The sequence below is a fragment of the Sphingobacterium sp. UBA7249 genome (assembly GCF_002472835.1).
Lineage (GTDB): Bacteria > Bacteroidota > Bacteroidia > Sphingobacteriales > Sphingobacteriaceae > Sphingobacterium > Sphingobacterium prati.
Genome location: NZ_DKST01000011.1, coordinates 104,958 through 126,444 on the forward strand (window position 1 = coordinate 104,958; position 21,487 = coordinate 126,444).

21 protein-coding genes and 3 pseudogenes are annotated in these 21,487 nt (G+C 36.2%); 13 read left to right on the forward strand and 11 right to left on the reverse strand.

Features of this window, described 5'->3' with window-relative positions; translation table 11 throughout:
- Positions 1-112: 112 nt before the first annotated feature.
- The 4 genes and pseudogenes from B4A24_RS23805 to B4A24_RS07290 form a co-directional block, all read left to right on the forward strand.
- Positions 113-229, forward strand: a pseudogene (locus B4A24_RS23805) (IS3 family transposase); the annotation flags it as partial.
- 137 nt (positions 230-366) lie between these two features.
- Positions 367-441 (forward strand): annotated as a pseudogene (locus B4A24_RS23865) (carboxymuconolactone decarboxylase family protein); the annotation flags it as partial.
- A gap of 165 nt (positions 442-606) precedes the next feature.
- Positions 607-1,203 (forward strand): Crp/Fnr family transcriptional regulator, encoded by a 597-nt coding sequence (locus tag B4A24_RS07285; protein WP_293943980.1) that lies wholly within the window; start codon positions 607-609, stop codon positions 1,201-1,203.
- Positions 1,204-1,430: 227 nt separating this feature from the next.
- Positions 1,431-2,027, forward strand: coding sequence for a hypothetical protein (locus B4A24_RS07290; RefSeq protein WP_293943981.1), 597 nt, complete (start codon positions 1,431-1,433; stop codon positions 2,025-2,027).
- Positions 2,028-2,067: 40 nt separating this feature from the next.
- Here the strand turns inward: B4A24_RS07290 and B4A24_RS07295 are convergent, their stop codons facing one another.
- The gene (locus B4A24_RS07295) at positions 2,068-2,322 is read right to left on the reverse strand and encodes a transposase (protein WP_293943982.1); all 255 of its coding nucleotides are present in this window, start codon (positions 2,320-2,322) and stop codon (positions 2,068-2,070) included.
- 143 nt (positions 2,323-2,465) lie between these two features.
- Positions 2,466-3,332: a hypothetical protein gene (locus B4A24_RS07300; protein ID WP_293943983.1), complete on the reverse strand. Its 867-nt coding sequence runs from the start codon at positions 3,330-3,332 to the stop codon at positions 2,466-2,468.
- Between the two features lie 1,006 nt (positions 3,333-4,338).
- Between B4A24_RS07300 and B4A24_RS07305 the strand changes: the two genes are divergently transcribed.
- From B4A24_RS07305 to B4A24_RS07315, 3 genes are all read left to right on the forward strand, one after another.
- Positions 4,339-6,597, forward strand: coding sequence for a WG repeat-containing protein (locus B4A24_RS07305; RefSeq protein WP_293943984.1), 2,259 nt, complete (start codon positions 4,339-4,341; stop codon positions 6,595-6,597).
- A 178-nt stretch (positions 6,598-6,775) separates the two neighbouring features.
- The gene (locus tag B4A24_RS07310; protein ID WP_293943985.1) at positions 6,776-7,210 is read left to right on the forward strand and encodes a GNAT family N-acetyltransferase; all 435 of its coding nucleotides are present in this window, start codon (positions 6,776-6,778) and stop codon (positions 7,208-7,210) included.
- Positions 7,211-7,520: 310 nt separating this feature from the next.
- Positions 7,521-7,769 (forward strand): hypothetical protein, encoded by a 249-nt coding sequence (locus B4A24_RS07315; RefSeq protein WP_293943986.1) that lies wholly within the window; start codon positions 7,521-7,523, stop codon positions 7,767-7,769.
- 102 nt (positions 7,770-7,871) lie between these two features.
- Here B4A24_RS07315 and B4A24_RS07320 read toward each other — a convergent pair whose 3' ends face one another.
- The 4 genes from B4A24_RS07320 to B4A24_RS07335 all read right to left on the reverse strand — a co-directional run bounded on the left by B4A24_RS07320 (position 7,872) and on the right by B4A24_RS07335 (position 12,195).
- Positions 7,872-8,705, reverse strand: coding sequence for a helix-turn-helix domain-containing protein (locus tag B4A24_RS07320; protein WP_293943987.1), 834 nt, complete (start codon positions 8,703-8,705; stop codon positions 7,872-7,874).
- 61 nt (positions 8,706-8,766) lie between these two features.
- Positions 8,767-9,801: an SDR family NAD(P)-dependent oxidoreductase gene (locus B4A24_RS07325; protein ID WP_293943988.1), complete on the reverse strand. Its 1,035-nt coding sequence runs from the start codon at positions 9,799-9,801 to the stop codon at positions 8,767-8,769.
- Positions 9,802-9,994: 193 nt separating this feature from the next.
- On the reverse strand, positions 9,995-11,125 hold the full coding sequence (locus B4A24_RS07330; RefSeq protein ID WP_293943989.1) for an LLM class flavin-dependent oxidoreductase: 1,131 nt from the start codon (positions 11,123-11,125) through the stop codon (positions 9,995-9,997).
- Between the two features lie 89 nt (positions 11,126-11,214).
- Positions 11,215-12,195 (reverse strand): NAD(P)H-dependent flavin oxidoreductase, encoded by a 981-nt coding sequence (locus B4A24_RS07335; protein ID WP_293943990.1) that lies wholly within the window; start codon positions 12,193-12,195, stop codon positions 11,215-11,217.
- A gap of 214 nt (positions 12,196-12,409) precedes the next feature.
- Here B4A24_RS07335 and B4A24_RS07340 point away from each other — a divergent pair, with 214 nt between their 5' ends.
- Positions 12,410-13,432, forward strand: coding sequence for an LLM class flavin-dependent oxidoreductase (locus B4A24_RS07340; RefSeq protein ID WP_293943991.1), 1,023 nt, complete (start codon positions 12,410-12,412; stop codon positions 13,430-13,432).
- A gap of 17 nt (positions 13,433-13,449) precedes the next feature.
- Positions 13,450-13,797, forward strand: coding sequence for a winged helix-turn-helix transcriptional regulator (locus tag B4A24_RS07345; RefSeq protein WP_293943992.1), 348 nt, complete (start codon positions 13,450-13,452; stop codon positions 13,795-13,797).
- A gap of 486 nt (positions 13,798-14,283) precedes the next feature.
- Here B4A24_RS07345 and B4A24_RS07350 read toward each other — a convergent pair whose 3' ends face one another.
- The 3 genes from B4A24_RS07350 to B4A24_RS07360 all read right to left on the reverse strand — a co-directional run bounded on the left by B4A24_RS07350 (position 14,284) and on the right by B4A24_RS07360 (position 17,099).
- A complete protein-coding gene (locus tag B4A24_RS07350; protein ID WP_293943993.1) occupies positions 14,284-14,919 on the reverse strand; it encodes a hypothetical protein in 636 nt (211 codons plus the stop codon).
- Positions 14,920-15,136: 217 nt separating this feature from the next.
- On the reverse strand, positions 15,137-15,694 hold the full coding sequence (locus B4A24_RS07355; RefSeq protein WP_293943994.1) for a dihydrofolate reductase family protein: 558 nt from the start codon (positions 15,692-15,694) through the stop codon (positions 15,137-15,139).
- Between the two features lie 415 nt (positions 15,695-16,109).
- Positions 16,110-17,099 (reverse strand): hypothetical protein, encoded by a 990-nt coding sequence (locus tag B4A24_RS07360; RefSeq protein ID WP_293943995.1) that lies wholly within the window; start codon positions 17,097-17,099, stop codon positions 16,110-16,112.
- 472 nt (positions 17,100-17,571) lie between these two features.
- Between B4A24_RS07360 and B4A24_RS07365 the strand changes: the two genes are divergently transcribed.
- Positions 17,572-18,285, forward strand: a complete 714-nt coding sequence (locus B4A24_RS07365; protein WP_293943996.1) for a 2OG-Fe(II) oxygenase — start codon at positions 17,572-17,574, stop codon at positions 18,283-18,285.
- A gap of 56 nt (positions 18,286-18,341) precedes the next feature.
- Positions 18,342-18,629 (forward strand): Ada metal-binding domain-containing protein, encoded by a 288-nt coding sequence (locus B4A24_RS07370; RefSeq protein ID WP_293943998.1) that lies wholly within the window; start codon positions 18,342-18,344, stop codon positions 18,627-18,629.
- A 163-nt stretch (positions 18,630-18,792) separates the two neighbouring features.
- Here the strand turns inward: B4A24_RS07370 and B4A24_RS07375 are convergent, their stop codons facing one another.
- Both B4A24_RS07375 and B4A24_RS23870 read right to left on the reverse strand, forming a co-directional pair.
- Positions 18,793-20,196, reverse strand: a complete 1,404-nt coding sequence (locus B4A24_RS07375; RefSeq protein WP_293944000.1) for a PLP-dependent aminotransferase family protein — start codon at positions 20,194-20,196, stop codon at positions 18,793-18,795.
- A gap of 299 nt (positions 20,197-20,495) precedes the next feature.
- A pseudogene (locus B4A24_RS23870) lies at positions 20,496-20,640 on the reverse strand (penicillin binding protein transpeptidase domain-containing protein); the annotation flags it as partial.
- Positions 20,641-20,885: 245 nt separating this feature from the next.
- On the opposite strand from B4A24_RS23870, the gene B4A24_RS07380 reads away from it, so the two are divergent.
- Both B4A24_RS07380 and B4A24_RS07385 read left to right on the forward strand, forming a co-directional pair.
- The gene (locus B4A24_RS07380; RefSeq protein WP_293944002.1) at positions 20,886-21,032 is read left to right on the forward strand and encodes a hypothetical protein; all 147 of its coding nucleotides are present in this window, start codon (positions 20,886-20,888) and stop codon (positions 21,030-21,032) included.
- A 65-nt stretch (positions 21,033-21,097) separates the two neighbouring features.
- Positions 21,098-21,484, forward strand: coding sequence for a hypothetical protein (locus B4A24_RS07385; protein WP_293944004.1), 387 nt, complete (start codon positions 21,098-21,100; stop codon positions 21,482-21,484).
- Positions 21,485-21,487: the final 3 nt, after the last annotated feature.

The window sequence follows — 21,487 nt, forward strand, 5'->3', positions numbered from 1 at the left end:
TACAATCCGCAAGGTTTCATTTCAAATGCGTACGCATTCAAACATTAAGCGCTATCGTGAAAAACCATCTAAAACTTCTCGACTAATCTTTGACGCAAGAAAATCGGCAGATATTGTCTTTGAATATATCGAGACATGCTACAACCGAAAAAGGCAACATTCTGCTTTAGGATACTTATCACCAGAGAAGTTCGCTAGAAAAATCAATAAACAAAATATTGTAGCTTAACTAGGTGTTCTTTTTTTGTTGCAATTCCAATATGATCGCCTAATCCAATGTAAAAAACAGATACAAACCTCATTTTTCTTTCGAAATCACCGTTGCTCAAGGGTAAGGTGAGAGTGTAACTCCAAAATTCGGGACTTTCAAAAACACATTTAAATCTGATTAAAATACGCGCTTCACAAATTAATAAATGTGCATTTTGTACTAATATGTAGACTCTGCATGCATCAGAACAAGAGAAAAACCGCATAGCGAATTTCTTGCTCAACGCCTGGAAAGAAAATGAATCTTTTAATGAAGAAAAAAAACAGTTTTAGCTATTTAAAAGATATCTTATATTTATTTGAAAGTAATATCATCACGTAACCCCGCCACAACAAATGACTGAAACAGAAAAATATCTCGCAGACTTTAAGGAAGCTATTGTGAACGTGTATCCTATTTCGGATAAGGCATTTAATTTGTTGACCGAAGCCGTGCACATTCAGGAGTTTAAAAAAAATGAAGTTTTACTAAGAGAAGGGCGTGTCGCTAATGACATTTTCTTTGTTTGTAAAGGTGCTTTAAACTCTTATTTTATAGATGAAAAAGGAGCTATCTGGAATAAATGGATTTATTTGGAGGGAGACTTTGCGAGCACTCGGTTTTCGGCAATCATAAAAACACCCAACGAATTTACGCTTCAAGCTATTGAGAATACCAAAGTGGTGTGTATGCCCTATCATCAAACAAGAGCAGTTATTAATCAAAATGATGAATTAAAGAACCTGTACATTGCCTATCTGGAGAAAAAATGGATAGTCATTAATGAAGAAAGAGAAATCTCCTTACTGACCGAAAGTGCGACTACAAGGTATCTAAAATTGCTGCAAACGCATCCGGGAATAGACACCAGAATTCCGCTACAATATATTGCTTCGCACCTGAGTATTACCCCAACACAGTTGAGCAGAATACGTAGAGAACTGACCAGATAAAAAATCCTTGCGCTCAACCTATGTAAAGAGTGTTCTCGAAATCGCACTTTATTTTTGCTTTCTATTAGGCAATAAATAATAATATGGAACAAATAAAATAAAGTGTCGAAGTATTTACGATTGATTATATTACGACTTGTGAGGAAATAATTTGGAATAGAACACAAGTAAAGCTAATTCAAGAGTGGAGTATGAGAAAGTAATAACTAAAAAACTGATATTAAATTATGCAAACAATTTCTAAAACACTAAAAATATTACTAACCGCACTTATTCTTTCCAATTTCGTGTTGATGGCTTGTGTGGCGTACCTTTTTTTAAACAAAGAACACAGCTTAACCGCAGAAAGAATAGATATTAAGGACAGATCGGGGAAAAATCGTGTCGTTATCGCAAACACAGATAACATTCCGCAACCCATTATCAATGGGAAAACGTATAAAAGGGCTTACTCTCCCGCAGGTCTAATTTTCTTTGATAAAAACGGCGACGAAAGAGGAGGTTTGGCAATCACTGATAATGAGGAGACTAATCTGAATGCGCTAGCATTTGATTATCAGAATGCTGATGCCGTCGGTATCTTGGCACAAGATAATAAACACGACAATTATTTCAGGGCCGGTCTATTGATTAACGATAAAGATCTATCCGGTAAGCCTGGACATAATATCAACCGTATCAACTTGCTAACTGAGAACGGAAATGCATCTTTGGTGATGAAAGATAATAATGAAGTACCGAGAATTATTTTAAAGGTTGACAGCCTAGGCACCCCCTCTATCGAAATGTTTGACAATAATGGAAAAGTGAAATGGAAACAATAAGCTATAATCTGTGTGATTCATACAGATCCTTACAATAACTTTATGTTAAAATGATGGTAGAACTGTAAGTTTTACCACATTCTAGCGTAATCAACAATCTCGTATGCCCCTTGCGGGAATTGCCCTGACCACTGCGCTCATGCTTTTCATAGCCAAGGTGGCCGTCCATTTCTCCTTCGAGCATTTGCGATACTGCACGTGCCTGTAATTCGCGGAAAAACGATTGCAGCTCTAATCCGTTCTTAAAACTCTTTAAGAACTCCTTGTCGTTTAATAGTGAATCCTTGTCAATCATACTCTTATAAAGTTAAGTAAATAAAAATGCGAAGTCCTTTAGAACTCCGCATTTTTGTAACTTAAACACTTGATGAGACAATGTCACAAATAACTGAAGCGATATTGGTGAATTCCCCAGATACCCCCTTTTTAGCGGTAGTTTTATTCGTAATATTCAATTTTCCTTTTCACTAAAATTCCACCCTCAAATTCGTCTTTGGGATTTCTTTTAATAATTTCTTTTTGTTCAATCCAATTTCCATAATTATCATATATATATGAATAGTTTGATGATTCAATCGTAGGTCGTTTTTCAGATTTGGTTTTTTGTTCTTCTAAATCACCGTGTGAATTGTATTTATAATTTATTATTTCTTTAAAATAAGAAGACCGCAGCTCTATCGGTTTATTTAAGTTATCATACTTTATACTAACTACCCCGGATATATTGCCATCAAAATTTTCTGTTTTTTCCTGAATCATGTTTTTATTAAGGTCATATATTTTGTTGATGATAGAAATTAACAAAAATTCTTGTTTTGTTTTGTCATATTCATAACGTTTTTCTGTTTCTTCATTTTCATTATAAAAATAATCCGTGTACGCACTCAATTCATTCATCACTAATTTATTGTCTTCGAATTGGTTTTCGATCTTTTTTATCAATTGTTTTTTTTCATTATAGGAAAACAAGATATCTTCGTGTTTTTCACCTGTAATCGAGCCAATTTCTTCTATTTTGTTAAGTTTTCCTTTTTCATAAAAATACCTTTCATTTAAATTATAGATATATTTATTGTTCTTTTTATCAAATTCTACTATATATATTTTTGAAACGGTACCATCTGCATTGTATTCTTTATATTCATCGAAACCTTGTTTGTCTATTCTGCTAATCTGGCGTCTATCTATTCCGTGATAGGTTATTTCTTCTGTTTTTATCACGGGTTTAGTTTTTTGTATACCTTGTCCAAAAACAAAAGTGTACATTAAAAACATTGATGTAAATGCTACGGTTTTTTTTCTCATTTAATATTAATTATGACGTCTCTCCAAATCTAAGAGTGTTCTAGAATAGAAAATTCTGCTGCCATTTTTTAGCTCTTTCTTTTCGATCTTGTTATCAAATTGATCATACACATACTCATTAGAATACCTATTGCTATCTTCAAATAAGATGAATTCTGACAGTTGTATTTATAAACGTAGGATATTCTTAGAATTTTTTAAAGTATATTGCTGAAAACTGTCTTTATTTAATAGCCTCATTATTGCAAAACCCTTATAGGCAGATATTTTTTAATTCCCTTTTGTCGGTTGAACATCAGATGCATCAGATTTTAACTCGTTTTCTAAAAATTTTAATATCTTAAGTCTAAAATTTTTAGAAACATATATTTTTAGAATTGTATAGTTGAAATACTTGTCTATTCCCTTTGAAAAATTGGAAATAAAATTTTGTTTCATTTTTCGTTGGTTAATAAAACTTGGCCAGCTCCTTATAGACACTAGTTTTTCAGTGTTTAATTATTCAATTGTTTGTTTTCACTTCAAATTTAAAGTATCTCTACTGTACCACTCCAAAAGCATTTATAATTCGCTAGGTTTGTTTTACGATTCGCTACATGTATAATTGATGGACGTCTTTCTTGCAATCGGTCAAATTAAAAGTGAGGCAGAGGGAAATATTTAAAAATTTCGCTGTATTCAGGGATGTTTTTTTAAACAGGATAAGTGTAGTTTTGGCAGATGACGTTCTTTACGGCATACAAAGAATTACTTGTTTTTTTGCTCTGTTCATTCGTCGCTAATCGGAGCACACGTGCACAATTGAGATTTCATACTTTGGACGTGAACGATGATGTTACAGTTATTGTCGATCGTTATTTTTCATGATAAAAGTGAGCATAAAGATGTGGAAAATATAAAGTACCGCTGTTTTTATGGACAGCGAATTTGATCTAAAACCATTGGTATCGAACATGCAGCAGCTGAAATTTCCTTAAAAAATTTTAATATACGAAAAATAAAAACGATGATCAACAAACTTATATTCTTACTCATACTTTTCACTATCGATTCAGCAACAGCCCAAACCTCTGTAATCTTTGATGCTATCGGTTTTGATGATTATGGTACTCATTTTGTAAAAGTGAGGAAAGATAGTAAAACTTATCTGTGTCATTCAATTACTGGACTGTTAGTTGATGATGTCAAAGATCATTCAGGTGACTTGCTTTCGGTAGTGAAAGATGGAGCGTACGCAGTAATCCACAAAAATGGAAAATTACTAAGCAACTTTGATTACGATGAGGTGACTTTACTGAGCCATTATGAAGGGCAGTGGTATCCGGGAATCCATTACAATTATCAGTTTGCACAAACGAAAAAAAAGGGAATGTATGGGCTTATCGATCTAGAGGGGAACGTAATTTCCAAACCACGTTTCCAGGCACTGGAGATCATCAACAAAGATATCATTGGTTTTAAAGAACATAATAAATGGGGATGGCTACGTGCAGGGGATGGTGAAATTATCCAGCCTCCTGTATATGATAAAGTGGACAAGAATTATCTGTTTAAGGATATGCTTCAAATTCATCTTAATGGAAAACAAGGAATGGCACATAAAAGCAGTAAAGAAGTTATCCCTCCAATATACGAAAGCTTGAGCAACATCTTGCTTAAAACAAAAAAGTATATAGCATTTTTTCAAAATAATGCTTATGGTCTGATTGACTCGATGGGGACAGTAGTACTTCCTGCAGTTTACAAATCATTAATTCCGGTGAGAGGTAGTGACTTTATTAAGATTGAAGAACATGGGCTGCAAGGGCTAATTGATGCTGTCGGAAAAGAAGTCACCCCTCCATCTTATGATAGAATAAATGATTTTGTAAGAGGTCATGCTACTGTAGAAAAGGCGGGAAGAATGGGTCTAATTGACGAAAACGGCAAATTGTTATTGTCTCCCCAGTATGACGAGATCCAGTTCAAAAACTCAGCGGGACAGACAGTTTTTTTTGATGAGCCTGTATCACTCATGCCTGCTGTTGCAAATGCTTCCAAAGAATCCCTTGAAAGGATAGCGGCTGAAGCCAAACTGGATGCGATGCCCTATTATCTGCGGGTAAAAGACAGGGGTAAAGTAGGAATTTTCGATTGGGAAAAGGCAAAACCTATTTTTCCTGCAAATTTTACGGAAATTACCATGGTAGATCAGCAAGGGGAAACTTATTTTTATGCTGTAAATGGGAATCTCTATGGAATTTACGATAAACTAGGTAAAGAAATATTACCGCCGAAATATCGCCTACAGTCTGATACCTATATCAATCGAAGCTATACCTATGGCGATCTTAACGACAGTCCTTTTATCTTCCCCGTTTATGATGATAAACGACTGGGGATCTACAGCAGTCTAAAGAAACAGTTTATTGTTCCAGTAAGCGATGTAGAGATCACGTGGTTAAATGCACGAATTTTTGAGATTAGGCGGAAAGTGGAGGGAAAGAGCTATACCAAAGAATCGGCAGTATACAATAGCGATGGACAAGTGCTGATACCCTATACTCAAGATATTTATCTCCTAAAAATGCTCAGCGACAAGCTCCTGCTGGCAGAACATGGATCCCAATATGTCATTTTTAATACGAAAGGTGAAAAAGTGTTTGAACGTCCAGAATGGAACAGAAATGGCTACTACAGTAGTTTTAATATACCGGAAAATAGAAAAGAAGATGCCAAACCTTTTCAAAGCGAACTTTTCAAGATCAATATTAAGGGAGAAAATCTATTTATTGATGAGAATGGAAAGCAGGTTCGCTTTAACGACTTTGCCTATGTTGGTGAATTTTATGACAACCTAGCGTGGGTCGTGAGTAAAAAAGGAGATGAAATGCTTTATGGATTGATTGATACGAAAGGAAATGTGGTTGTTAATCCTCGATTTGACCGTCTGGAAGTGATTAATGACCATCCGGATCTCATGCTGATAAAAGAGAAAGGAAAGTATGGTGTGCTGAATCGTCAGGGCAAAATTATACTTGAGCCTATATATGATATGATCGATAACTTTTCACCTGAGCTAATGGAGATCACGTTAAAAGACAAATCTGGCCTTGCGGATAATGATGGAAAGATAATTTTAGAGCCTAGGTATGATAATTTAAGAAGAAATTATGAAGGTGAAAACCGTACATGGCCAATTCTGGCTAAAAAAGGCAATGTATTTTCATTTATTAATAAAGGAACAAACAGACCGATGGTAGTGGGAAAATCGAAAATTAACTAAGAAAATGAAAAATGTATACTAATACTTTCTGTTATTATTGCCAATAAATCGATCGGGTTGATTATTCTGGCTTCAGTTTGCTACAAACAACCTATGGAGAGGTGCTAAAAAAAGAATATACCATTGCATCAGGTAGCGCACCAATGAATATTTAGTGTTTATTGCTAAATTTGTTGTTATGTCAAAACAATTCAGGCTTGCTACCATCGATGATTATCCAAAAATCATGGAAATCTGGGAATCCGCTGTAAAAGCTACGCACGACTTTCTTAGTAAGGAAGATTTTATTCATTTTAAACAGTCCATCCCAATGGATTATCTACCAAAGCTTGAGGTATTCCTGCTTACCGAAAAAGAGATGCCCATAGGATTTTCTGCTGCATCAGAAGGAAATCTGGAAATGCTCTTTATCCATAATGACTATCGGGGAAGAAACTATGGTAAGCAATTATTACATTTTATGAAAGACGTGCATGGAGTTACAAAGGTCGATGTCAATGAACAAAATCTTCAAGCTATTGGCTTTTATGAAAAATTGGGGTTTAGAAAAGTAGGAAGATCTGACAGGGATGGCTCGGGTAAAAACTATCCGATGATCCATATGATGCTTTAAAATACTTAATGTTATCATTTAAAATAGGATAGTGATGCGTGACGCTATCTTTTCTTGAGAATGGTGAAAGTTGCTATTCCTGATTCGATTCTTTGTTATTTTAATCATGAATTACCTTTTCATTATTTTTATACATGATCCTATACTCGGCATTAGGGACGGTGACCATCTTTCCCTGAATAGTAAAGTTGCTATTGTGCTCATATTTTCAAAATAGGTAGAAGCTAATAAATATCGATAAGAAAGAGGCCGCGAATTTTATCGTCTTAAATAAAAGGTATACGACATTTTTTTCGTATATTATCTCATTATGAAATTAGTAGATATCACAAAAGACACTTTAATCAACGCCCAGAACCAAGGGTACACTGTATTAATTACCAAGTTCAATTCCGATCCATTATATCCCACCTGGATCGTAGATAACATCGAAAAAGATAAAATAGAATCCAACAAAAAAAGGCTAAGCGAGAATTACCAATTATGCTATTCTATTAGAGAAGCGATAAATACGATTGATAGCCGTCCTTTTATCGGTAAATTACAACTAAACAATTAGGAGGTGATTATTTATCATTAAGCCATCAATCGCATCCTCAAACTGAAGAATTTGAGCACGCCTAAACTCTGCGAACAGCCGGCTTATTACAAATAAAATATCTTACGCTCTGTCAATGTTTCCTTTTCGTACTACTAGTCGTGCAGGTGAATACCCATACTGTTTTTTAAAAGCGTACGAGAAATGCGATAAGTTTTCGAAGCCAACTTCGTAGAACACATCAATAGGTTTTCTATTTTTTTCAGTCAATTGGTAATGGGCAAGCTCCAGCCGCTTCTTTGTCAGCCACTTTTGTGGTGTTGTATTGAATGCCTTTTTAAAATCACGTTTAAAGGTAGTCAGACTACGACCTGTAAGATAGCCGAATTTTTCTATTGGCATATTGAACATATAGTTCCTTTCCATAAATTCTGCAATATTGATTTTGTGTGGTTCTGAAAAGTCTGATAAAAGATGGTCAATCTCGCTGCTTACGGATCGTAAAACGGTAATGGCTTCCTGTATTTTTAGTTTAGACAGGTCTTGTGGCAATTTGTAATCCAGATCGAAATAAGGAAGCATAGAAGCAAAAAAACTATCTAACAATGGGCTGTTAGGTAAGGGAACAATGTTCTCGGATTTAGAACCTAGAAGCGTTTCTAAGTGCTGATGCTCGTAATATGCTCTCAACACATCGTGAGTCAGTTTGACAATAATAGCTTTGTAGGGCAAGCCGTTTTTTTCGGATTTTATAAGCGTTGCTAGTTTATTTCTGGGAAACAAATACGTATCTCCGGCTCCAAAAACATATATCTTATGAGATTGAACTACTTTTAATTCGCCCGACAGAACCCGTACAATGGAATGCTCCTCGGCAATCATTTCGGTACTGTGATGAACTGCCTCGCTGCAGGTAAAAACAATTTCAGCGTGGTTATTTACTTGTCTTGTCGCCATAATACAAAGGTAAAAAAGAAATGGGGCACGAACTAATTGCGCCCTATTCCCTTCTATGATATTAAATATCGAAATTTGTGTGTGTCAATTCTTCGCTTATGTGCCAAAGCTTTTGGGCGGCCTCCGCTTCCAGTGCAAAGGGTGCAACCCCAGATGTACCGGCTGGGGTTCTATTGCCGGCCTCATCTCCATAATGATCAGGGGTGTAATCCGCAATTTCAACATCCTCCAAATAAACGCCTCCAATGTTTTGAAGCTGCGGGCTTGTTGCAGCCCAAACAGTGGTAGCGGCCCCCTGCTCCTTGGTTTTTTGTATTTTCTTCATTGCGGCTTCGGCTTCTGTGTTTGCCGTGCCATCTGGGTACAATGTACCTAGTGTAACAAAATCATCAAAAGTTAAATATCTGCCCAAATTGGTTGTTAAAATCAGACCTGGATGGAGTGTATATGCACGGACACCAAATTGCTGTGCTCTCTTATCCAGCTCCACCGTGAAAAGCACGTTTGCGGTTTTAGATTGCGCATAGGCTTCAAATTTGTTGTATTTCCTTGCATTGTAATTGACATCTTCAAAAAGTACCGGTGAAAAATGATGTGCCGAAGAGGAAACAGTTACCACTCTCGCTCCATTTGCTTTTTTCAAAGCGTCCCAAAGTTTTGCTGTGAGTTGGAAGTGTCCTAAATGATTGGTCGAAAATTGTCCTTCGTAGCCTCGTTCATCCCGCTGCAAAGGTGTCCACATCACACCTGCGTTGTTTATAAGCATATGCAGTGGTCGGCCTGAAGCTACAAAATTTTCAGCGAATGCACTGATAGAAGCAGGGTCTGTCAAGTTTAATTTGCCTACTTCAACATTGGTAAGCCCTTCTAGATTTTTCTTTGCCTTTTCCGTGTTTCTTGCTGGAACGACAACCGTTGCGCCTGCAGAAGTCAGTGTTTTGGTGATTTCTAAGCCAAGTCCACCATCACCGCCCGTAACGATTGCTATTTTACCGGTTAGATCAATTCCTTTGATGACATCCGAAGTTGTTGATTTTGCATTGAAGTCCGAACCTACCGACTTTTGAAATGCTCCATTATAGTTATTTTGTACCATGATTTTAAACTTTTGTTGGAACAAAAATAAAGATCATTTTGTCAATGCACTTTGTTTAAAAGCCCTAATTACTTTGTTTATAGAGCCAATTATATCCTTACCACAGCATTTCATAAATTACCAAACACACATTGCTTACCGGGAAGTTAGGGAGCATCCCATACACATTAAAATATGAAACAGCCAAATATTTTTAATAGATCTTTCTGAATGGAGGATTTGGAATTTCAAGATTTCCCCTTAACGTATCCGTTTCATATTCTGTTCTGAAAATGCCCCGATCCTGTAAAATTGGAACGACCAAATCAATAAAATCACGCAAACCGCGTGGATGATCCTGGCGCAGCAACAGCATATCCATCGCACCCATTTCGTGCCATTTTTGAATCTCTTCTGCCACCTTTTCTGCCGAACCGAAAAACTGTGGCCTCGGCAGGCTGTTTCGTGGAGTAAGTTTCATCAGTTCCATATATTTATCAATCGCATCTTTTTCATTTTCACCAACAATCGGATTTTGTGAGATGGCAATAATGAAATCATCGGGTCGTCTTTCTTTTGCGATAAGCTTTTGCCTGATCCTATTTGCCAAAGCAGTCGTATCTACCCAGTCATACCCGTGTGTGAAAACGCCGTCTGTATAGCTGGTCGCAATTTCCATAAAGTTTTCTGAAGTTCCCGCGGTGTAAAGGACTGGCCTACCCTGGATCGAACGACTGATATTCAAAGGCCCTTCAACGGAAAAATAATCTCCACGATAGTTGATATTATGCATTTTATGATGATTCAAAAAGATTCCCCTTTCCTTATCACGGATAAATGCATCGTCTTCGTAAGTATCCCATAATCCAAGGACTATTTCAATAAATTCTTTGTTCATAGGATACTGGTCAGACTTGCCCAAATGTCGACGACTAAAATTGACCATGCCCCCAGGGTTTGAAGTAATTGCGTTGAGTGAAGCGCGTCCTTTACTTATTTTATCCAAAGATAAGATCTGTCTTGCTGCACTGTAAGGGTCTCCATAAGAGGATGCAATTGTAGCGGATAGACCAATATTTTTAGTTACCATGCTGAGTGCGGACATAATACTGACACCTTCAAACATACTCAGATAATGGGGGATATTTCCAGGGCCGACATGACTGACATCCACCAAAAACAACGTATCGAACTTAGCTGACTCTGCTAGTTGTGCCTGTTTAATGTAATACTTAAGGTTCTCGCTAGCATCTGAAGGTATATCTGGATGCTGCCATGCCATATGATTCCACCCCAAACCGTCCAATACAGCACCTAATTTTAGTTTCTTCCTTTTCTCAATCATCTCTAATCTTTTATCTAAGAACTTCCTTAATTCTATTTTATCAACCGTAACCTAAAAATTAGTTTTTTAAAAAGTCATATTGAGATATCTTAATTGAAATCATGCATTAAGTCTTTTATTACCTCTTCTACAGGACGAATTTTCTTTATATAAGAAATGCCATTTCCTACAGTAATATACCCTTTGGTAATATCACCATCTAGCATTCCGACCTTTAAACCCTGCTCGCCATACATTTTATTGGCAATTTCATCACGGGACCTACCTCGTTCATCCATTGCTAAAAGTTCTTGGCTGTACGGCGTTGGTATAGATCTGTAATAGGCAGGATTGGTTCTGAATATCAAAAGATCACTTGCTGTGTGATCAACAATAAGTTGCTTGATATTTTCAGCAGCAGGGTTCTCCTCTGTGGCAATGAAAACTGTTCCAGCAAATACTCCCTCCGCTCCTAGCGCTAATGCAGCACGGACGCTTCGGATATCTGCAATACCTCCGGCAGCCATGACTGGAATATTGACAGCATCAGCAATCATCGGTACAATTGAGAATGTGCCAATTATTTTATCAGGAACTGTCCCTCCCTCATCGAATCCGGTTGCTACTAGTATATCTACCCCAATACTTTCAGCATATTTAGCATTCTCAATGTTTGGATTTAGTGCACGGTAAACTGTTTTGATATTATTGTCTTTAAACCTTTTAACCATGGGCTCAAAATCATAGTTTTCGATGCCGTTCACCAAAACCACTTTAACATCTTCGTCAATTAGTAGATCTGCTATTTTATCAATGTTACTTAAATCGTTAGAAATTACAACTGGAACTGCGAAAGGTTTATCAGTCAAAAGTTTCACTTTTTGTATTTCCTTTCTTAGCCGGTCTGTAATTTCCTCAAATGAAGTTGGGTTTGTTTTTTGTCCTGCATGTGGGCCTAACATTCCTAGTCCTCCAGCATTGCTTACTGCTGCAACAAATTCGGCATTGGTCACCCACGACATTGCTCCTTGAATGACTGGATATTTGATTCCTAAGATTTCTGTTACCCTATTTTTTCTATTTATTTCCATATTTCAGCTGTCAACTTGAATTCATTTTACGATACAAAGCTACGTCAAAATCACTTTCTTTTCTATAGTACTTTCCTAAAGGAAAGCGTAATTTAAATTCATCTACATTATTAAATTTAGCTATCCTAATGATAATCACTTTCTTTTGTAAAGTAATTTAGTAACTTTGCATCGCATTTTGTTTTATAATGAAAATGCTAGCAGAAAGTGTATTATGAGGAAAAAGACATTATATTCAATTTTAGAACTTGCCGTAGTGTCGGAAGGGAGCAGTTTTAAACAAACGTTAAACTACTCACTTGTACTAGCAAAGGTGGCGGAAGAAAATAATTATACAAGGTATTGGTTTGCAGAGCATCACAATTCGGAATCGGTAGGTAGCAGTGCAACATCGATCCTAATAGGTTATGTAGCCGAGAATACTGAGAGAATTAGAGTCGGGTCGGGCGGGATTATGCTTCCTAACCATTCTCCACTCGTCATTGCTGAGCAGTTTGGAACTTTAGCCCAGCTCTATCCAAATAGAATAGATTTAGGATTGGGAAGAGCTCCGGGAACCGATATGCCTACCGCACAGGCCATCCGGTCAGATTTTATGAAAGCGGCACATTCGTTTCCTGCAGAGGTAAAGAAAATTGAGCACTACTTTTCGGTTGAAAATAAAACTTCGAAAGTCAGGGTTCCGATTGCAGAAGGTGTAGATATTCCTATTTACATTTTAGGTTCGAGCACAGACAGCGCCCATTTGGCTGCCGCAAAAGGTCTACCTTATGCTTTTGCGAGCCATTTTGCTTCCACTCATCTATATTCAGCCTTAGAAATTTATAGGAAAGAGTTTCGGCCTTCTGAAGTTTTGGATACACCTTACACGATTGCCGGAGTTAATATCATCGTTGCCGATACTGATGAAGAAGCAGAGCGATCATTTACCTCACTAATCAGAATGTTTTTTGGAGTCCTGACTGGAAATTCAAGACCACTTCAGCCTCCGACAGAAATGACAGAAGATTTAGTAGAGGTTTTAGAACATCCAAGTTTAAATCAAATGTTGAAATATTCTTTTGTAGGAAGCAAGGAAACCGTAAAAAGGCAGGTTGATAATTTTATTCAAAAAACTCAGGTTGATGAATTAATCATGGTTTCCAATATCTTTGCACTGGAAGACAGAATAAAGTCAACGCAGCTTTTTGCTGAACTAATGGATGAACTGAATGACGAAAATGCTTCCACAGTTTAATTAAAGTCAACTTGAATATGGCAAAAAAGAAAGCTTACAACGAGTGTCTTAATACCGTGAAACCTGTTAAAGATGCACTGGAGGTGATTAATGGCAAATGGAAACTGGCAATTATCATTTCTGTTGGTGTTGGGAATGAGCGTTTTACGGATATCCAGGAAAGTATTGAAGGGATCACACCGAAAGTTTTAGCAAAAGAACTGAAGGATTTGGAACAGCATAAACTCATTAAAAGAATCATTATTGATGAGTATCCAGTTAAGATTATTTATAAACTGGAGCCGTATGCAGATACACTTACTCCTATCATTTATGCATTAAAAGAATGGGGAATTAATCATAAAAAGTATATTTTCGAAAAATAGATTATCTAGTTTTAAGAGGGTGGCACTGTCTTACCAAGTGTACATAAAAATCGGTCGATCCAAGGTTTGTTATCCTATTTCTAACGAGGTTTTATAGAGATATTGTAAACTATCCTTTTTATAATAATTTGGCTCGATAAAACTCCATAGACATTGTTTATTGTATTCTGAACTCTCCACCAGACTAGCCGTCGACTTGGTATTTCCTGCAGGAAATTATCAAAAACGTACATTTCCCTTAGCCCAACTTTAGAGACCTTGTAAAGATTACCATTTTGCGCTAAATATTTTGGGAATATGGAAAAGTGCAGGAGCTAAACAAAAACACAAAGAACACCGAAAATATCGCTCCAGGGATCACATTTACCGTATTATTATGATCTTTAATTTCTTTCATAATGCAAAGGCTTATTAGAATACTCCCGAGGTTTCCTGCTTTCCCTAGTATCAAACAATGTTTCAAACTTCATATTCGATGGACCACAATTAATATAGATCTTTATCAGAAAATTTGAAATCCTCTATCTTAGGTAAAGGTCTTATTAAAACTCTTTTTTTTCTTACCTTCTGCGCTTCAGCTGAGCCTAATTTTTCATCGGATTCAGTTCTGATCCCCGTAATTAGGTCAAACTTAGTTTCTGTGAATATTGTATTTTCATCAATATAGCCCTTAGTTCCATCGTATGTGAGTTTATCGAGGTAAATCAATTCAAAATGGCTATTGTTATATTTAAAGTGGTAAGTAATATTCCCCCCTTTAATTTCGCTCCACATTTTTAAAATTCCTCCTTCTATAAAGAAATTCGGAATTTGATAACCATTAAATTTGCCGTGATTTTCAGCAGGATACTGTGGTTCGATGATTTTATCTGAGGATACCGCCAACTTTAGCTCCCCATTGGGTTTAGATAGGAAAATTTGCAGTCTTAACGGCCTTGATTCATCCACAGTATCCATTTTTACAATTATTTTATCCATTTTACCATCATGATTTAAGTCCCCATTTTCTTCTCTAACCAGATAAGTATAATTATTTTTAATACTTTGGGCGAATAAACTCATTGGGGCTGAAATTAAAATGAATATAAAATAGAGGTAAAAATCTTTATTAATTCTTTTCATCCTATTTTGTTTTGATCTGCGATTTGAATCCACTAACTAATATTACTCCAGCAAGATAGTATTTTTTATACCCAATAACTCATAGCAATTACGGTCATTGGTTTTTAAAGTTTGGAAAGGACATCAGAATTTTGCTATATCTATAGATCTGATAAATAATTTACTAATGACTTGTAAAATATAGGTTATATCACCATACATGCACTTCTTCCTCGTTTTAATCAATCACACTGGTCGGTTGGTAGTATAACAGTACCGAGCCACCTGCAAAAGTCTTTGTTTTTAATAGTTTAAAGATTATTCTATCATCTATATTTTCAAATAGTGGAAGCCCTTGTCCGACAACAACAGGATAAATACATAATTGAAATTCGTCGATCAGATTAAGATTCATCAGCTGTATAATTAAACTGCGGCTCCCTACTAAAATATCACCACCTGACTGCTTTTTCAACTTTATTATTTCATCTTTGAGTTCTCCATCGGCTAATTTTGCACGCTCCCAGTTTATACTTTTCAGGCTATTTGAAAAAACGACTTTTTGAATTTTATCAATAGCCAATGCAAACTCGTCCATTGATTTCTCACCTGAAGGAGTTTGCACAAAAGGCCGCCAATATTCCATAAGCTGATAAGTAATCCTACCGTATACAATGACATCTGCATTGTTTAACAAACCCGTATAATGACGATGTATTTCTTCATCAGGAATACCTGCTGTATGATCGCAGAACCCGTCAAGTGTCATATTGAATGCTGCAATTACTTTTCTCATATCTTTCGAATCATGTTATCTATGCGTTAAAGTTAAAACTTTAGATGCTTAATAAGCTTTTCATAAGCTAAGAAATAGGATAGCGTAAAGATTAATTAAGTTATAATTCATATTCCTGGCGAATAGCACAGGATTTGCTGTATTCGGGTATTTTTACGTGAAAACGAATATTATTAAAAACGAAACGTTGGTTACTACTGAAACTTTTTTTACCTCATGACCTATCACGCGACGCATCATTTAATTCAAACAAAAAAGAACCTAAAAAACGCTTCAATAAGGAAGAGTGCATACAGCTGATGCAGCGTGAGGCACGAAAGATTACCAAACCGAGCGAAAGGAGCTTATGAATGCCTTAAAAATATAAAAAGGGGATCGGTGACATAGTTCAATTTGCAATTTCATGTTAAAGTTTTTAGAACCGAAATTCCCGTTTTAGTAACATTCCCTCTCTATATATTTCGGTATAAATTAGTCGTCCTTTTTTCCCTGTATTTAATATAGGTTCTCCTGTTTCTTCATCATATTTTTGCAGTAATTTATAAAACTTCCATTTTCCAACGGGTAAACCATTTTTATACTCTGCTTCCAAATAAGTATAAGGATCCGTAAATTCAGGATATCGTTGTAAATCAATATAACCATTTGATTTGCATTCTATCCATTTCCCCTCCCTCTTGCGATTTTTTACCATCCCTTGCTCTGTATCATTTTTATAGAAGCCGTCATTATCATAATATCTGGAAAATTTCCCAGAGGGTAGGATTTGATATCTATGTAAAGGTTGTAATGTCAGCGGATTTTCAATAAAATCATAATCTTGAATAGAAATTATATGATTTTCAGCAATGTTAAACAAGGTATAGTGTGCAAAACCCATTTCTCCTTCATAATGAAGATATATTCTCTTCATATCGATAAGCTTACTATCCTTCGTCGAAATTAAATACATTTTTTCAATAAACGGATCTGCATAACGAACAGAATTATAGACAGCTACAAAGTATAATGAATGCGATCCATAGCAAAGAAAATTAGATGAGATTTTAATGCTGTCGTATTTCTCATTTACATGCTCACTGAATGGCAGAAAAACATCATATTCTTCAGAAAGTACTATCAAATCTTTTTTGATTACTTTTTCAAAATTTAATGCATTGAGTTCTTTCAATTTACTTTTGTCCTGTATGGCAGATAAAATGGAGTCAACACTCCATCGCTTCGAAATATCTAAATATCCAAATGGTAGTGTTATGCAATCAGTTTCATTCCTGTTAAAGCACATTGATCCCCTATCGGTTGAATGTACTTCTGTACCTACTGCCTTATTTTGTGTTTGAGCTTCACCGTTCTGGAAAAAAAACAAAAATAAAATAGTAAAACAAACAACATTAATTTTATCCATAAATAACTAATAAAAAATTGAAACCGTCAAAAGGCAATATTCTTCACAAAAAGATGATTCCGGACGGTATTCCATTCACACAACACAAATATCAATATATGTTTCCCAACTTATTGCAAATACTAATATTTGCTAGCAATAATTTAATATCCGTGTGAGCTCTCCCAAAAAGCTGAAGCAGTTAAAATAGAAAATGTACAGATCGCTTTTGCCATCAAACAGCCCAAGCCATCTACTCGTGTGGAAGAAGTCTGCAGTAAGCTTGCTTTATAGCGTTGCAATTGTCGATGCCGAATGAGTTATGGCAAATGCTAAAAGAATACACTTGTTTTAATATTGTTCTAGCTCTTCCTGACGTTTTCGTTTTTACACTAATAACATACGGTCAGGAAGTGCTTAATTTAATAAAAACCGCAAATTTCGGATTTTCTGAACCACATCATAGCGCTAATTTTATATTTAAAATAACATTATGGAGAATATAGAAACAAGGTTAGACGCTCAAGATTGGCAGACAATCACGACAGAGTTGCACGATAAAGGTTTTGTTATTGTACGGAATATACTGAATATGACGGAATGCAATACATTGATAGCTGAATACCAAGCAGACGACACCTATCGCAAAACAATCCATATGGAACGCTATCGTTTTGGCGAGGGCGAGTATAAATACTTTCAGTACCCATTTCCTCAGTTGATTACCACCATGCGAGAAAAAGTGTACGCCAAAATAGCACCCGTTGCCAACTTGTGGATGCAGGAGCTGAATATCGACAAACAGTTTCCCAATACACATATAGCCATGAAAAGACTTTGCTGGAAACAGGGACAGGAAAAGCCGACTGTTCTCATTTTAAAATATGGTAAAGGTGGCTTCAATACACTCCATCAAGACTTGTATGGTGAAATCTTTTTCCCGATGCAGATGGTTTTTATGCTTGACCAGATTGATAAGGATTACACGGGCGGCGAATTTGTCATTACCGAACAAATCCCTCGTGCACAATCAAAAGCAAATGTATTAAAACCAGATCGTGGCGATATGGTGATCTTCACAACCAATTTCCGACCTGTGAAGGGAACAAAGGGGTATTATAGGGTAAACATGAAACATGGCGTTAGTCCACTCCATAATGGTCACAGACATAGCCTTGGGATTATCTTTCACGATGCGAAATCTTAAATAAGGCAGTAATAACAGTATTTGAAAAATCAATATCAGTAACTAAATGAAGTAGTATGATTAGACATATCGATTTAGGGAAGACCATTGGAGATAGGCGGAAAGCCCTTAGCCTTTTAATACGCAATGGCGTTATTACACTTGGCGGTTATAGGAAGTTGAAAATATATGGCTTGCTTAATTGTACATCGGGCAAAAGGATGAAAGTAGAGAACAGGGTTTTCTTTAAAAATGAAGCCGAAGCATTGCGAAACGGGTACAGGCCTTGTGGTCATTGCTTAAACGAAAAATATAAGCAATGGAAGTATCGTCCAATGGTAAATAATTCTGAAAGTGAAATTTAATTCCAACATTAAATGTAAAGAATTCATAATCAGCGCTATAAATGTATTATAAGTGGTATTGGTTAGCTGTACTAATTACTAATCTAGATACTTCGTGAAAAATTTGTATAAAAATGTTAAAGCATTTTGCCTATAACATCGTAGAGCACTTGGTAGGTACTATTTAAATGCCTTGTCCTAAAAGTCTGATCGCTTTAATTCGGTTTGGAGAAAAGGCATCGGCAATCACTATCCTGAAATATTTGTTAAAAGTGTTGGAAAAAGAAAAAGTATATCCAGGAGTAAACCGAACTCCGATCTTTTCACACTGCTCATAAAAGTAATCCATATCGGTCTCGTCTGGCATTTTTACCCAAATACTATATCCACCTGCTGGTGTCGTTATACGTGTATTTTCGGGAAAATGTGTCGCTATTAAGTTAATGGCGAAATAAGCGTTTTTTGCAAGCTGCATCCTAAATTTCCTTATATGCCGGTCATAAGAACTGCTACTCAATAAGCGATTAATCACCTCCTGGTAAAGTGGGGATACGGTACTTCCTAAAGCAAATTTTATTTGTTCGGCACGTTGCATAAACTTGCCGGCACTAAGCCATCCAAGCCTGATACCGGGTGCCAAGGTTTTTGAATAGGATGAATAGGTTAACACTAGGCCGCTATCATCAAATTTTTTGATGTTAGTAGGCCGATTTCCTTGAAAACAGAGGTCTCCATAAATATCATTTTCAATAATAGCTACATCGTGTTGTTGCGCAATAGCCAATAACATTATCTTTTGGTCGTCGGTCAATATTAATCCTGTCGGGTTATGGAAATTTGGCGTTACAATGACCGCCTTGACTGTATTGTTTTGACATGCTTTTCCAAAGAAATCGATGTCAAATCCATTCTTCGGATCGGTAGGTATTTCTATTACTTTTAGTTTTAAAACGCGTATAACCTCTAACACTGAAAACACGCATGGACTTTCGACTGCAATAACATCTCCCGAATTACACACTGCCGCCAAAGCTATATATAATGCCTGTAAAGCACCGTCGGTAACTAACAATTCTTCCGGATTTATGATTGTTTTAAAAATGGCAGACCGTTTAACAATATTATCTTTTAGCGAATGTAAACCATTCGAAGAATAATACCGTAATAGTCCAACCCCTTGTTCTCTAATCACCTGTTGCATAGTACGTAACAACATTTTTTGCGGCATCAACAAATCACCAGGAGCAGCTACGTTAAACTCAGACACTTTGCTTCCCTTCCTCAATGAAGTTGTCAACGCAAGATTATTTTTGAAAACTGCATCCCTGACAATTGGACGGTGCTTGGTGGATGTAGTCTCAAGCTCTAATTCAGTCCTGTTGTTGACATAATAACCCGATTTTGGAATGCTTTCTACCATCCCCCGAATCATCAAGTGCTGATAGCCGTCTTGAACAGTACTGATACTTACTTTATACAGTTTCTTTATTTCACGCACTGAAGGTAATTTATGCCCAGGTTTAAAAATCCCTTCCCTAATATTTTTTTCAATCATCGTAGTAAATATCTCGAATTTATATGCTCTCATCTGTCATGGTTATTTTTACTGCACCTGTACCTGTATTGTAAAATTAACATTTCTAATTTTGAGAAAAGCAATGAGATGACATTAAATTATAATAAGACCTCCGTCGCCTTCCAGTATCTTATTTATCGATCTTCGTATAGAACTACGATCTTTATTAATTGATCATATCTCAGTAAACGGTGGTCACGCCCCTATAATTGCTGTTAAAAATAATATCTGCAGCATTAAGGCTGATATAAACTAGGATAATCAAAGCATACTCCGCATTTTCGAAAACATGAGGTACAACTATTATAGAAAAATGTTTCCTTTACCGTTATATCATGATAGATACTTGGCCGGTTGTCCGTATTTTACTGTATCGGTCATCCCTGGCCATTTGACAATCTCGTTCTCGCCTTTGATGATTCCACTTTCTAAAGCAATAAGCATATTGATGACTTTAACACTATCACCCAAAAACTTGCAATGTAGCTCACCTCCACGTACTGAAAGCTGAAAAGCAGTAAGTTCGGTTTTATTCGGTTGAATAGCCTAGTATGGTCTAAGTGTTGTATGGGCTTAACCACAGGTATGTATATTTTTGTCGGACAGGGATCAACGTTCGTCGGACCTATTTTCAATTCTATCGATATAATTTTCTCTTCTAACTGGTAAAAAACACATTTGTATCAGATAAACATAAAGTTATGGACTATATTGAAAATTTTACATCCGAAGATTTTGCCCTGGATGTACAGACCATAGGTATTGTAGAACTGGCTTCGTTTACAACCGTTGATGGAGATGAAGTACCGGCAACTATCAGAACCATCACGTCATCTAGAATAATTTAATAGTAGGGTGCTTTGTGGGAGTGAACTGGTAGGCACTCTCACAACATTTTTTAATCCCTGATCTAATGTTACAGACTACTTATATGCCTCCCAACCTTAAATGTCTTATTATCGAAGATGAGCCTTTAGCAATAAAGAAAATAATTGAATATATTCGAATGTTTCCGAGTTTATCGATCAAGGGCACAATTAGGGATATCGAAGATCCAACCCGTTTTGCACCTGATCTACGAAATACGGATATACTTTTCTTGGACTTGGTCGTCAGTGGCGGAATAATAGAGAATTTAGAGGAGCATATCGCTGATATACCATTTTTGGTAATCACCTCTGCGATCTGTAAAAGGGACTATCCCACATTTGTGAAAGAGCGTAGCCACTATGCGCTCCAAAAACCGATATCGCCCGAGATGTTTCGGAAATGTATCGGTGAAATGTTCAACATGCATTGATTT